General features: G+C 31.0%; 12 protein-coding genes. All 12 read right to left on the reverse strand.

The features are described from left to right. Positions 1 to 11: 11 nt before the first annotated feature. Positions 12 to 1,049, reverse strand: coding sequence for an NAD(P)-dependent alcohol dehydrogenase (locus B3Z56_RS17045; protein ID WP_346846421.1), 1,038 nt, complete (start codon positions 1,047 to 1,049; stop codon positions 12 to 14). A gap of 68 nt (positions 1,050 to 1,117) precedes the next feature. Next, complete coding sequence (locus tag B3Z56_RS17050; protein WP_346846420.1) at positions 1,118 to 2,104, reverse strand: sugar ABC transporter substrate-binding protein; 987 nt, start codon at positions 2,102 to 2,104, stop codon at positions 1,118 to 1,120. Positions 2,105 to 2,169: 65 nt separating this feature from the next. Next, on the reverse strand, positions 2,170 to 3,186 hold the full coding sequence (locus B3Z56_RS17055; RefSeq protein ID WP_414632291.1) for an ABC transporter permease: 1,017 nt from the start codon (positions 3,184 to 3,186) through the stop codon (positions 2,170 to 2,172). Positions 3,187 to 3,199: 13 nt separating this feature from the next. Continuing rightward, complete coding sequence (locus tag B3Z56_RS17060) at positions 3,200 to 4,696, reverse strand: sugar ABC transporter ATP-binding protein (protein ID WP_346846418.1); 1,497 nt, start codon at positions 4,694 to 4,696, stop codon at positions 3,200 to 3,202. 286 nt (positions 4,697 to 4,982) lie between these two features. Then, entirely contained in the window at positions 4,983 to 6,581 is a 1,599-nt protein-coding gene (locus tag B3Z56_RS17065; RefSeq protein WP_346846417.1) for a response regulator transcription factor, read from the reverse strand. After that, positions 6,568 to 8,388: a sensor histidine kinase gene (locus tag B3Z56_RS17070; RefSeq protein WP_346846416.1), complete on the reverse strand. Its 1,821-nt coding sequence runs from the start codon at positions 8,386 to 8,388 to the stop codon at positions 6,568 to 6,570. The genes B3Z56_RS17065 and B3Z56_RS17070 overlap by 14 nt, the downstream gene beginning before the upstream one ends. Then, positions 8,385 to 9,914 (reverse strand): ABC transporter substrate-binding protein, encoded by a 1,530-nt coding sequence (locus tag B3Z56_RS17075; RefSeq protein WP_346846415.1) that lies wholly within the window; start codon positions 9,912 to 9,914, stop codon positions 8,385 to 8,387. Before B3Z56_RS17075 ends, B3Z56_RS17070 begins: the two co-directional genes overlap by 4 nt. 160 nt (positions 9,915 to 10,074) lie before the next feature. After that, entirely contained in the window at positions 10,075 to 10,311 is a 237-nt protein-coding gene (locus B3Z56_RS17080) for a hypothetical protein (protein ID WP_346846414.1), read from the reverse strand. A 238-nt stretch (positions 10,312 to 10,549) separates the two neighbouring features. Further along, positions 10,550 to 10,921 carry a PH domain-containing protein gene (locus B3Z56_RS17085; RefSeq protein WP_035130653.1) on the reverse strand — a complete coding sequence of 124 codons (372 nt, stop codon included), beginning with the start codon at positions 10,919 to 10,921 and terminating at the stop codon, positions 10,550 to 10,552. Positions 10,922 to 11,183: 262 nt separating this feature from the next. Continuing rightward, positions 11,184 to 11,921 (reverse strand): ferritin-like domain-containing protein, encoded by a 738-nt coding sequence (locus B3Z56_RS17090; RefSeq protein ID WP_346846413.1) that lies wholly within the window; start codon positions 11,919 to 11,921, stop codon positions 11,184 to 11,186. A 171-nt stretch (positions 11,922 to 12,092) separates the two neighbouring features. Further along, positions 12,093 to 12,866 (reverse strand): ABC transporter ATP-binding protein, encoded by a 774-nt coding sequence (locus B3Z56_RS17095; protein WP_346846412.1) that lies wholly within the window; start codon positions 12,864 to 12,866, stop codon positions 12,093 to 12,095. Further along, complete coding sequence (gene cbiQ / locus B3Z56_RS17100; protein WP_346846411.1) at positions 12,867 to 13,676, reverse strand: cobalt ECF transporter T component CbiQ; 810 nt, start codon at positions 13,674 to 13,676, stop codon at positions 12,867 to 12,869. Positions 13,677 to 13,689: the final 13 nt, after the last annotated feature.

Raw genomic sequence — 13,689 nt, forward strand, 5'->3', positions numbered from 1 at the left:
AATCAAAATTATTAAAGCTTAATAACTGCCTTTACTACATCATTCTTATTTTCTATAACATAGTCAAAGGCTTCCTTTGTGTCACTAAAATCAAATTCATGGGTAACTATTCCATTAACATCAATTTTCCCATCAGAAATTGCTCCTATAGCTGCTGGATATATGTTTCTATATCTAAATACACTTTTTATTTCAACCTCTTTAGTCATTATTTGCATGAAATCGAACTCAATTATATCCTTTGGCGCAAGTCCTACTAATACAATAGCTCCACCTCTTTTTATTAAGTAAGGTGTCTGCTTTATTGTATGCTCAGATCCTGCTGTTTCAATAACCACATTAGCACCAGCATTGTTTGTAATCTCATTTATTACAGCTAGTACATCTTGATTTTTTGCATTTATAACTTTAGTTGCACCTAATTTTAGGGCATAATCTAATCTCTTATCTATAACATCTACAACAATAACATTTGTAGCACCATATGCCTTACAAGCTAATAAAGTTACTAAACCTATACATCCTGCACCTAAAACTACAACCGTATCCCCTAATTTTACATTTCCTTGTGATACGGCATGTAATCCTACTGCTAAAGGTTCGACTAAAGCACCCTCCTTAGTTGATACATTGTCTGGTAGTTTAAAACACATACTTTCTGGATATGTTATATAATTCATTAAAGAACCATGATATGGCGGTGTTGCTAAAAACTCAACCTCTGGGCATAGATTATATTTACCACTTTTACAAAATTCACATTGACCACAAGTTTGACCTGGTTCTAAAGCAACTCTATCTCCAACTTTTAAATTCTTAACTCCAGGGCCTACTTGAACTATTTCTCCAGCACATTCATGACCTAAAATAAAATCTCCATCTACTATGAAGTCTCCTATTCTACCATGCTCATAATAATGTACATCTGAACCACATATTCCTACATATTCTAATTTTATAAGTACTTCTTTATCCTTTGGAGCTGAAACCTCAATATCTCTTGTTTCCATATTATGAGTTCCACACATATATACTGCCTTGTTTATCATCTTTATTCCTCCTAAATTAAGTTCAATTATAGACCTTGCACAAAACTGTACAAGGTCTACATTTTTTATTAGTCTATATTACCTGCTTTTTTATGAATTTCTATAAACTCATCAGCGTTATCCTTTGTGATTAATGGACAATCTACCATTATAGTATCACGCTCTACTTTACCAGTCATAACATCATATGTTAGCTTAACAGCTTTTTCTGCAAGCTCGTAAGCACTTTGAAGAGTAGTTGATGTCATTTCACCATTTTTTATAGCTAAACAAGCTTCTGCTGTTCCATCAACACCATATGATAATATATTTGTCTTTCCTGCTGCTTTAGCTGCTTCAAGAGCTCCTACACACATGTTATCATTCATAGATATTATTGCATCAATTTCTCCATGAGTTTGAATCCAGTCTTCCATTAATCTCATCGCTTCATCTTTATTCCAATTTGCAATTTGCTCATCTAAGATTTTAACGTCTGGTCTCTTTGCAAAGAATTCTTTTTCCCATCCTTCACGTCTCTTATCAGAGTGCATATTACCTGCTGGTCCCATAAGAACTACAACTTTTCCATTTTGAGGAACTTGCTCTAAAGCAAGTTTTGCATTTTTAGCAGCTTGATCTACTGGGTCTGCATCTACTGCAGCTGCTCTATCATTATCATTAATACGGTTGTTTACTGTAATAACCTTAACACCTTTATCCATAGCTGCCATAGCTGGTGCTACTTGTGCTTCAGAATCAAATGGTTGAAGAAGAATTGCATCATATTTCTTTGTAACCGCATTCTCAATATGAGATGCTATAACTTCATTCTTGCTATCTCCATCAAATATATCTACCTGTACATCCTTATAGTTTGCAGCTACTTCATCCTTTACTGCATTTGCAAGCCATGCAGCAAAAGAATCTCCTTGTGCCCTTGCAATATATGCAACTTTATAAGTCTTTTCACCTTCTACAGCTGGTTCCTCCTTTGAAGTATTAGTACATCCCACAGTAAGTGATAATGCTAGTAACGATGACATGGCTAAAGCTAATATTTTCTTTGTTTTCATATCATTTTCTCCCCCTAATTATATTATTTTTATTATATTTTGATTTTTACTTAACTTGATTTAGTTTAAACAGAACTTCCTTTGGTTTTCACTAGGGTTTTGTCTTTTGTTTTATCAGTAATACTACCTAGCTTTTTACTTTCTCTTTTGTTCTTAGATTTTATATCGTAAATTACTGCAAATGCAATAATTACTCCCTTTACTACTTGTTGCATATAAGATTGTATTCCTACTAGGTTCATTATATTGTTTAAGAATCCCATAATGAATGCTCCTGCAAGGGTTCCACCTGCAGTTCCTATTCCCCCAGTAAAGCTTGTTCCACCAATTATTGCAGCAGTCATTCCTTCAAATTCTGCTCCTATACCAGCATTAGGAAGTCCAGCATTAACACGAGACATAAATAACACACCTGCGATTCCAACAAATATACCATTTATAAGATAAGCCTTCATCTTAGTTTTATTTACGTCTATTCCTGAAGCTCTTGAAGCCTCTTCACTACCACCTACAGCATAAACACATCTACCCAGCTTTGTATGTTTTAGGATGTACCAAGTTAAAAGAGTAATTCCAGTCATGAATATTACAGGAATAGGAATAAATCCTATAGAGTTTTGTCCTAGTACAATAAAATCTCCTATTTGATAAATATTTTGACCATTTGTAAATAATAAGGCTGCTCCTCTTGCTACAGTTTGCATAGCTAATGTGGCAATAAATGGAGGTGCTTTAAACTTAGTTACCATTATCCCATTGATAAAGTTACAAATAACACCTACAAGCACTCCAACTAGCACTGCTATTTCCAAAGAACCTGTTGCCTTAAAGGCTGCAACAGAAAGCAGACCTGATAAAGCCAGAACTGAACCTGCTGATAAATCTATAAGTCCACATATAATTAAAATTGTTTCACCAAAAGCAATAATAGTGGTTATTGATATTTGTCTTGATATATTAGTTAAGTTTTCTCCTGATAAAAATACAGGACTGATTAAAGAACATGCCATAAACATAGCAAGTAATACAACGTAAATACTATATTTACTTGAGGTTTTTGACCATTTATGTCTAATATCTATCATCTTCATCCTTCTATTCCCCCCTTGTAGCTAACTTCATAATAGCTTCTTGTGTAGCCTTTTCTCTATCTATTTCTCCAGTAATTTTTCCAGATGCCATAACATAGATTCTATCGCACATACCTATGAGCTCTGGTAATTCAGAACTTATTATTATTACTGCTCTATTTTCTTTTGCAAGTTCTGTAATAAGTTTATATATTTCGTACTTTGCTCCTACATCGATTCCCCTTGTTGGCTCATCAAGTATAAGAACATCTGGATTTCTAAGCATCCACTTTGCAAATATTACCTTCTGTTGATTTCCTCCACTTAGAGAATCAATAGAGGTTTCTAAATTAGGACATTTTACCTTCATTCTTTCACATATATTTGATACACTACTAATCTCTTTTTTACTATGTAGATGACCCTTATAAAAGAATTTTTCTAAATTAGATATGGATACATTTTCAGTTATACTTCTAATTCCTACTATTCCATATCTCTTACGATCTTCTGATAGCATAACTATTCCATTGTTAATACTATCTTTTACATTTTTTATTTTTACTTCCTTACCCTTAACTTTAATCTCACCTGATAGGTATGGGTCTAGTCCAAATATTGTTCTAGCCACTTCACTTCTACCTGCTCCCATAAGACCTGCAAAACCTACAATTTCTCCTCTTTTTACATGGAAATTGATATCCTCAAAATGTTTTCCATCAGTTAGTTCTTTAACCTCTAACATGGTTTCTCCGATTTTAATATCTTCCTTAGGATATGCATTGGTAATTTTACGGCCTACCATAAGAGAAATAACCTTGTCTATATCTAACTCACTAGCTGGCTTAGTATCAATAACAACCCCATCTCTTATAACTGTTATCTCATCAGCTATTTTAAAGATTTCTTCCATCTTATGAGATATGTATATTATACTTACACCCTTACTTTTTAATTCAGCAATCTTATCAAAGAGAATTCCTACCTCTTTTCTAGTAATTGCAGATGTAGGTTCATCCATGATAATAACCTGTGAATTATAAGACATAGCCTTTAGTATCTCTAGCATTTGTATATCTGATACTGTAAGATCTTTAAATTGTGTTGTTGGCGAATAGGGTAAATTTTCTTGTTTTAAAAGTTCTTCTGTATCTTTTCTAATCTTCTTCCAATTAATTTTTCCTAATTTATTTACAGGCTCTCTTCCTAAAAATATACTTTCTTCAATAGTAATCTCAGGTATATAATTTAGCTCTTGAAATATCATAGATATACCATGCTTACGAGCTTCAATAGGATTCTGTATCTTAACTTCTTTTCCATCTATATGAATACTTCCACCATCAGGCTGATATATACCATTTATTATCTTCATAAGTGTAGACTTACCAGCTCCATTTTCTCCACAAAGCACATGAACCGTTCCCTTTTTAACAGAAAAACTTACATTTGCTAAGGCAGTTACTCCTGGGAAAAATTTCTGTATACCTTTTAATTCCAGCTTTGGTATATTGCTCTCCACCTTTATCCCCCCTTGTAAACTTTTAATTTCATTCTATGGCATAATTATAATAAAAAAATAATTAACCTATAATGGAAAATAACCTTAGTTTTGTGCAAATTATTCTCGTCTAATTTTTCACAAAGTTCTTTGTGTAATATATTAATATTTTTGTGTAATATATTAATATATTTGTGCAACATAATTATATATATTTCTACATTTTTTTCATTAATCTTAATTTTATATAAAAAAAATACTACTTAACATAGTTAAATAGTATTAATGTGCTACACTTTATCTATTTTTATATGGTATCTTTATATTGACCTACAGTTAATCCTGTTACTTTTTTAAAAGTCTTATAAAAATACTGTTGATCTGTAAATCCGACCCTTTGATAGATAACTTTCATGCTATCTTCACCTTTATTAATCATTTCCTTCGCTTTTTCTATACGCAGATTAATAATATACGAAGAAATATTTATTCCTGTCTCTTTTTTAAATAAAAATGATAGGTATTGTTTAGATAGATTAATATGAGTAGCGATATCTTCTAGGGTAACTTTACTTGAATAATTTTTTTCAATGTACTCCACAACTTTATTTATAATATATTTAGAATTCTGATCATCCCTTATTCTTAGAACTAACTGACATATCTCCTCTAAAAATTTACACATTAGTTTTGATATAAACATAATTCTTGTAGAATCCATAATTTTATTGTAATACCCCTGATATAAGGTATCATAATCATTACCTTGAAAATATTCTTCATACTTTTCTAATATACTAACAATAATATTACAATACATAAGCTTACATGTTAACTCTGATATTTTACAACCATTTATTTTCTTCTCTATACTCTCTATATGACTTTTTCCACCCTCTAGATTTCCTTCTTCTATAAAGTTTATAAGAATACTCTTAGATTGTTTTTCGAACTTCAGCATATTTATATCCTTCAATTCTTTATTTTCTCTAGTTTCTACTACAGAACCCAAAGGCAAATAGAATATATCTTTTGTTCTTTCTATATATTCCTTAAAACAATTTGGAAATTCTCTAAGCTCACTAAACATAGGTGTATATATTACATCTAGCTTAATATTAAAATATTGCATTACAGTGATCTTTATATATTTAATTACCTCTTGTACTTCACCATATTTAATATCTTCCTTGGATATAAAATATATAAGTCCATCCTCCTGTTCCTTCAGAACACATTGTATTTTTTCTTTAGAAAATATCCACGTTATAAGCTCTATCATAGCATTTTTCACATTTTCATTTTCTCTTTCTTTAATGGATGTAATAATATCATTAGTTTCAGGGAAGAAACCTAAAATAGAATATTTTCCTCCATAAATATTAAAGTCTATCTGTTTAAACCCCTCAAAATCTACTTCATCAAAGGAACTTGAACCATCTATAAGATATTCTATAAGCTGACTTTTACCCTTCATTAAGGTTTCACTAGCCTTATCCTTACCTAGTGCATCCTTATCCATATTATCTAAATTTCTTTTTACCTCTAGCATGGTACTTATAAGTTCCTCATCCTCTACCTCTGATTTAAGAATATAATTATTAGCTCCACATTTTAGAGCTTGTCTTACATTTGTAAAATCATCATAGCAAGTTAATACCAGTATTTGAGTTAAGCTATCTTCTTTTCTTACTTCTTCAGTTAACCATAAACCATCCTTCTTAGGCATTTTTATATCTGTTATAATTACATCTGGGTTATATAGCTTATACATCTCATAGGCCTTTTCACCATTTGGAGCCTCACCTATAACTGTAAAGCCTATGCTATTCCAATCTATTGTGGATTTTAATCCTACTCTTACAAGAACCTCATCATCTACAATTAAAACCTTATAAACTTTCATCACCCTCTTTATCTACTAAAAAGTCACCAGTAGGTTTCCTCATTATACTCCTAGGAATCGTCACCTTAACATATGTACCTATTTCACTTCTATTTCCTATCTTAATCCCATATTCTTCACCACAATAAAGCTTTATTCTTTCATTAACATTGTTTAATCCAACTTTACTAAATTTATTTACATCCTTTTCTTTAGTAAAGATTTTTTCTAAATCCTCTTCACTGATGCCAGGTCCATTATCTTCTACAAGAATAATTAAGTTTTCACCTTCTATACATGCTTCTATAGATATTTCCAATGGTTCCTCTTCTTCATCTTCCCTAATTCCATATATCAAAGAATTCTCTACAATAGGCTGTAAAATTAATTTCGGTATTGAGCAATTAAGGCAGTCTTCATGAATATTATAAATAATGTTAACTTTTTCATTGAATCTTAGATTTTGTATTTTAATATAATTCTTAACGTAATCTACCTCATCTTCTAGAGTAATCATTTCCTTTCCTAAGTTTATACTTACCCTTAGAAGTTTTATCAGTGAAGTTACTGCATTACTTACAGATTTATCTCCTTGTATCTTTGCCATCCACTTTATAGTATTTAGTGTATTATACAGGAAGTGTGGATTAATCTGAGCATGCAATGTCTCAAGTTCTAACTCTTTTTTTATTCTTTCTTCTTCTACTAGCTTATCAACAACTTCATTCATCTTCCCTATCATATTATTAAAGCTGTTTCCAAGTTCCCCTAACTCGTCAATTCTATCTATATTTATGCGCACATGTAAATCTCCATCTTCAGCCTTCTTCATCATATTTCTCATACTCACCATGGGTTTTGAAATTTGAGACGAAAAGAATAAACAAATTATTATAGTTATAACTACATAAATTATTACACCTATTAACATATATCGTTGCATATTTGTAATTTCTTTGTATAGATAATCTTTAGTTACTATTTTTACAATCTTCCAATCTGTTGATGTAATATTAGAGTATATACATACCTTTTCAACATTATCATCAGTAAACTCTATTGAACCCATATCTATTTTAGATGATAGAACTTCTTTTGCATAATTTTTTTCTTCTATATTCTTTCCTATAATTTCTTTATTAGGATGACTAATTATTTGACCCTTTTCATTACAAATAAATAATTCACTATTCTCCTCTGTAATTAGACTTTTATAAGAATCCTCTAATATGGTTTCATCTACATCAATAAATATTGTTCCCATATCCTTTAAGCTATTTAAGTCTATTATCTTTCTTCCTAAAGAAAAATAGTTCTTAGGAATTTCTCCCGACAATATCTTAACTCTAACAGGAATTGTATCAAACCAAACTAACTCACCATGAGTCATATTGATATTATTAATATCAATTCCCTGTTTAACATAGGTTTTGCTAGCCCCTACATTATAAATATTATGTTTAGTTGTAAGGTATATACTTTCCACCTCTTCATTTGTAGTACAAAAATTTCTCAGTATATTATTTAATTCCTCATGACTTTTAGTTGATGAGCCTTTCAAGCTTTCAATAAAATCTCTATTGGTAACAACCATGTCTGACAGGTCAGCAATGCTATCAATTATAAAATCAATATTGCTTCCTGCCTCATATACAGATTGTTTTGCAGATTCACTATACTTTGTAGTAATAATTGATTTCATTACATTGTTATAAATAATATATATAAATCCAATAGGTATAAATATTAATAGAATAAAAATAACTAGCAATTTATTTCTAAAGCTCTTTCTAATCCATGAAGTTCTCATTTTATCCCCGCTCTTCATTGTAGTAAACTCAACTCTTTTAAAATTTTATCTGCTACTACCTTAGGATCTAAATCATTCTTAACCATATCTCTTACATTATTAATAATAATTTGCTCTACAAAATAGAAATTACTAATCTTAGATCTAAAATATACATTATCCTCTTTCCAGACCTCTAGTAGTGCAGGTAAGTGGTTTAAATTACTTATTTCATTTGTATTACTTTTTACATTTTCTATAATGTCTTGTACATCCTTGCTATTATATACAGATTTTCTTGGTGGCATGCTTCCACCTTCTGGTTCCCATAAAACCATACTTTGAGTCTGAGGTGCAGTAGCCCAAACTATAAATAACCAGGCAGCTTTCTTTTCAATTTCTGAAGCATTACTATTAATTCCTATTCCTGCTCCTCCATATATATTGGCACTTCTCACATTTCCATAGGGCAAGATGCTATAACCAACCTTACCTGCCACTTTAGATAAATTAGGATTTTCTACTACAGCTCCATTTTCATCCCAGTTTGCCATCATTGCAATTTCACCATTCTTAAAAGCTTCCGCAGTATCAGTCCAATTCCAATTAATACTATCTGGTTCACCCACTTCTACCATCTGCTTGTACATACTTAATCCATCTTCAAGGTTATGATTTTTAACTGAAACCATTTTGGGTTTTTCTACTCCTAATGTATTAACATAGGGATCATCAAAATAATCCCCTCCATAGGATTCAAGGACATTAGAAAAATCGCAATATACTGAATTATGTAATTGAGCCATTTGTGCACTTCCATATTTAACTTCCTCATCTGGAACATTTTCATCAATCCATTTTGAAACAATACAATACCTTTCCCAAGTAAAATCTTTCTGTCCTGGAGTCCAATCAAATCCATTTTCAGCCATAAACTGTTCTCTATACTTTTCGAAAATATCCTTTCTATAGAAGAAAATCATAGTTGTAGTATCAAAAGGTATAGCACATAACTTAGTTTTATCTCCAAAGTAGGATAAAATATTTACCTGATCATCAAAGAAATCCTCCATACCACCTGGTATATGAGGCATTTTAGGATCATTATTATATAAATTTAAATCCTCTAGATTGTTATGAAACCTGTTAAGAGTTTGATATGGATCTACATAAACAAGTTGAAACTTTGCTCTTTCAGATATAAAATCATTATTTATCTTATTTATCATTGTACTATAGTCCATTGGTCTAATGTTTACTCTAATACCAGTTTTTTCAGTAAAATTTCTACACTCCCTAGAAAGAATATTAGCATTTATATTATTTTCTACTACAAAATTAAGGGTAGTACCTTGAAATTCCCTCCATTGAAATCCCTCTGGTGTTTCTATATTGGGTAATTCATTATCCCATGGATAAAAAGGCGCTTTAATTTTATTACTAATTAATTCATCATCTTTAGACTTAGCCATTATTATATTTTCGCTATAAGTAGTTAAACAAAGCATCATTACAGCCATAATTACAATGAAAATATAAATTCTTTTATTTCTAATAATAATCACCTTCCTCCTTTGTTTTTATATAAAATACTATTCCATTTAGCTACATTATACATAATAATTCTACATATTTAAATGATTAAATCACTATTTTTTCATTAAAATGCTACTCTATTAAAAAATAGAAAAAAAGAACCCTCATAATGAGAGTTCTCCAATGAACTTATTTTTCTTTTAATGCTTCTGGTAATAATTCTTCAATCTTGTTTACTGGTATACCATTTCTGAATTTAACATCCATTCCACAAACTACAGCATAAAATCTAGCATATACCTGTTGAATTTCTTCAACTTCTGGTGAATCTGTTCGATATGAAAAATATAAATTAGTCAATTCAATGGCAACATCATATTCATTCCTTTGTATTGGTGTTGATTTCAACTTCATGTCTTCTTCCATCTTAATCACCCCCTAATAATATTTTACATTAAATACCATCGAAATGCAACAAAGGATAATAAGCCAGTTTGTAGATAATAAATTTCAAGGTAATGTTTATAAAAGTTAAAGCCGCTACTTAAAAACTTAAATAACGGCTGTTTATTAAATATCAGAATTATATTACTGCAACCTATGATGTGGAATAAATCACTAAATAAAATTTAAAACTTATTCACTTTACATATGTCTATGATTATCATTTTAAAAGTGCATTAGCTATTAATTTATCCAATTTACGGATATCTACTCCCTTTTGTAGATTTACTTTGATTTGACCTGCTCTAGTCCATAATTCAACTTCTGCACTAAGATCAAAAAGCTTCCCTGCATTTTCAGTAGACCACATGTTAATAGAAGAATATGGTAAAGAATACACCTCTACTTTCTTGCCAGTAAGCCCTTGTGCATCTCTTACAATTAATCTTTTATTAGTAAAAATTGCACTATCTCGGAATGTTTTATAAGCAGCAATTGCTACTTCTCCTTCAACCAATAAATCATTAACATCATTTGGAATTGGGCATTCAGATACTAGTGTCCATGTTAATATACCTTGTGTTTCTGCCATTTTATTTACCTCCTATAGTAAATCTTTGTCTCTATTTACTATTCTGCATCTATGTAGAAAAACCTTCCTCAATAAATGATTTTTTTCAAGCTTTTGTAAAAGTATTAGATCCACTTCATTTATTGATGATATTAATATACATAGCTATAATAACCTCTATAACTTATGATACTAATATTTAATCGATATTCTTTTCAATTAAAAACAAAAATGCGATAACTTAAATACTAAGATATCGCATTTTACTTTTTAGTTTCATACTCTAGTAATAATAGTAACCCCTTGCCATTTTACTCTCTGCAAGCAGTTTAGATGCACCTGTCCTTTCCCACTCTTCCACCTGTTCAATAGCTTCCTGAGGAGTTTTTCCCAAACCGACAAGGACACCTGATAGGATAAATTCTTGATATAAATGTTCAGGATTAATCCCTTCTCTCGCTTCTGCTAAAGCACGAGTTACTAATGGAGTTATATACCTTACCCAGTCATCTGGCGTAAATTTAGAAGTATCCTGCATTGAACGTCTATTCATAGATGGACTTTCCATACTTCTGTTCAAAGTAAAAAGATAATTATATTTTGAAGAGTGTTTCAATTCATCTGTAATTATATCAAATAAAACATCTCTTTGTGGGCCCATACCTAAAGCTTTTCTAATATCTCTATATCTTTCTACCGCTCTTAGCTCTCCGAATAAAGCTTTTTTAATACCATCTATATATGACTCTGGTCTTTCAAAAGACTCGTCTTCTACCGTTGGAATCTCCATACCGGTAAAGTCCTTATAAATTTTTCTAAACTCTCTATTATGTCTACGTTCATCATCTCGTATAGACGTTATAATGTCTTTTTCTTCCACAGTAGGTGCCATACTTATGAGAAAATCATAAAAAAGTTCATCTTCTCTTTCACCTTGAACTGCCTCTTTCACTCTCTCAAGAGCCTCTTGTAACTGAGTATTATACATCATTTGATTCTCTACTCTAGGCTTAATATACACTAAAATTTCCTCCAGAAATAATAATTCAATAATATATTATGCTAGGTATCTATAAATGTGAAAATAATTACTCTTTTCCTTCCATATTCCACACCTTGTCCATCTATAACTACAATTCGCATTTTATCCCCCTATATTATACCAAATCAAAAGCCATAATTATTGGGTGGTTTATATGTTATAGAAATCATTTTTTGAAGCTCCACAGATTGGACAATTTTGAAGTGAAAGAGGTATTTCTAATCCACAATCATTTAGTAAATCCGCGTTACTTAAAATATCCACTGTGTTTCCGTCTGCAGCAATTTCACCCTCTTTTATCACAATAATTCTTTTACAAGTATCAAATACCATATCTAAATCATGACTAGTTATTATTTTTGTGTGCTGAAAGCCTTTTAATAAATTGATTAATCTTCGTCTTGATTTAGGATCTAAAGCTGCTGTTGGCTCATCCATAACTAATACATCTGGTTCCATTGATAGAACCGATGCAATTGCAGCAGCTCGCTTTTCTCCACCTGATAATTTAAAGGGTGCTCTATCTTTCAAGTGAGATATTCCTACTAACTCTAAAGCCTTTGTAACTTTGATTTCAACTTCTTTTTCATCAAAATTATAATTTCGTGGTCCAAAAGCCACATCATCATATACAGTTGTCATAAACAACTGATCATCAGGATCTTGAAAAACCATTCCTAACCTCTGACGAATCAAGGGTAATGTTTTTTTTGATACATACACATCTCCTATGACCACCTCTCCGTTACTTGGAAATAGAACTCCCATCAAAAGCATTAATAGTGTGGACTTTCCTGCACCATTGGCACCAATAATTCCCACAGATTCACCGTGATGGATTGTGAATGATATATCTTTTACTGCTACATGTCCATCAGGATAGGAAAAATATAAGTTCCTTACCTCAAGTTTATGACAACTCATCTATTTAATCACCCCCGTAATTAATGAACCTATAAGCATAGGTATATTATAAATTCTTGCTAAAATGAAAAATATACTCCAACCTGCTAAATATGCAAAATCACTAAAGCTTAATTTTTCAATATTTCCTGTATTATACTCACCTGTAAATCCTCTCATATTCATAGATTGATACACCCGTTGTGCCCTATCAAATGTCCTAAGTATCAACTGTCCTGCAAAAGAACCCCAAACATTTCTATGTATGCCCTTTTGTCCAGGCGCCCTAAGTAAATATGCTCTCATCATTCTAGAAACCTCTTCTATCAGCACAGATATATATCTATATGTTAATAATAACTGTAATACAAAGATTTTAGGAACTTTCAGCATACGCAATGCTACAGCCAATTTATCCATTCCTGTAGTTGCAATTAATAAAATACTAACAGTTACCGTTAAACCACATTTTATAAAAATAGATAAAAATATTACCCATCCTCTTGAAATAACAATACCTCCTAGAGCCATTGTATGATGATTAAATAAGGGGTTTAATATGCCAATTCCAATAATAAAAGGCTCTACAAGTAATAGTCTTTTAAGGATTGGAACAACTGGCAGCTCTGCTAACACAAAAATAACCACAGGATAGAAAATAAAAGACAAAAGACTACTAATTTCATATCTTCCAAATGATACAACTACAGTTAGGTAAACAATTGTAGTTAATAACTTTGTAATGGGATGAAGCCCATGTATTGTGGTTTCTTTCCCTGCTAAATCACCTAGAAGTCTCATATTATAAAGAGAATTTATTACTTTTGCCATGTAAAATCAAATC

Origin of the sequence: Clostridium sp. UBA7791, from assembly GCF_002480755.1 — a bacterium.
GTDB lineage: Bacteria > Bacillota > Clostridia > Clostridiales > Clostridiaceae > Clostridium_J > Clostridium_J sulfidigenes.

What these genes read in the sequence shown, in the direction of transcription:
- B3Z56_RS17045 (WP_346846421.1), bottom strand. Translation starts at nt 1,049, where the DNA reads ATGATAAACAAGGCAGTATATATGTGTGGAACTCATAATATGGAAACA.
- B3Z56_RS17050 (WP_346846420.1), bottom strand. Translation starts at nt 2,104, where the DNA reads ATGAAAACAAAGAAAATATTAGCTTTAGCCATGTCATCGTTACTAGCA.
- B3Z56_RS17065 (WP_346846417.1), bottom strand. Translation starts at nt 6,581, where the DNA reads ATGAAAGTTTATAAGGTTTTAATTGTAGATGATGAGGTTCTTGTAAGA.
- B3Z56_RS17070 (WP_346846416.1), bottom strand. Translation starts at nt 8,388, where the DNA reads ATGAAGAGCGGGGATAAAATGAGAACTTCATGGATTAGAAAGAGCTTT.
- B3Z56_RS17080 (WP_346846414.1), bottom strand. Translation starts at nt 10,311, where the DNA reads ATGGAAGAAGACATGAAGTTGAAATCAACACCAATACAAAGGAATGAA.
- B3Z56_RS17085 (WP_035130653.1), bottom strand. Translation starts at nt 10,921, where the DNA reads ATGGCAGAAACACAAGGTATATTAACATGGACACTAGTATCTGAATGC.
- B3Z56_RS17095 (WP_346846412.1), bottom strand. Translation starts at nt 12,866, where the DNA reads ATGAGTTGTCATAAACTTGAGGTAAGGAACTTATATTTTTCCTATCCT.
- cbiQ (WP_346846411.1), bottom strand. Translation starts at nt 13,676, where the DNA reads ATGGCAAAAGTAATAAATTCTCTTTATAATATGAGACTTCTAGGTGAT.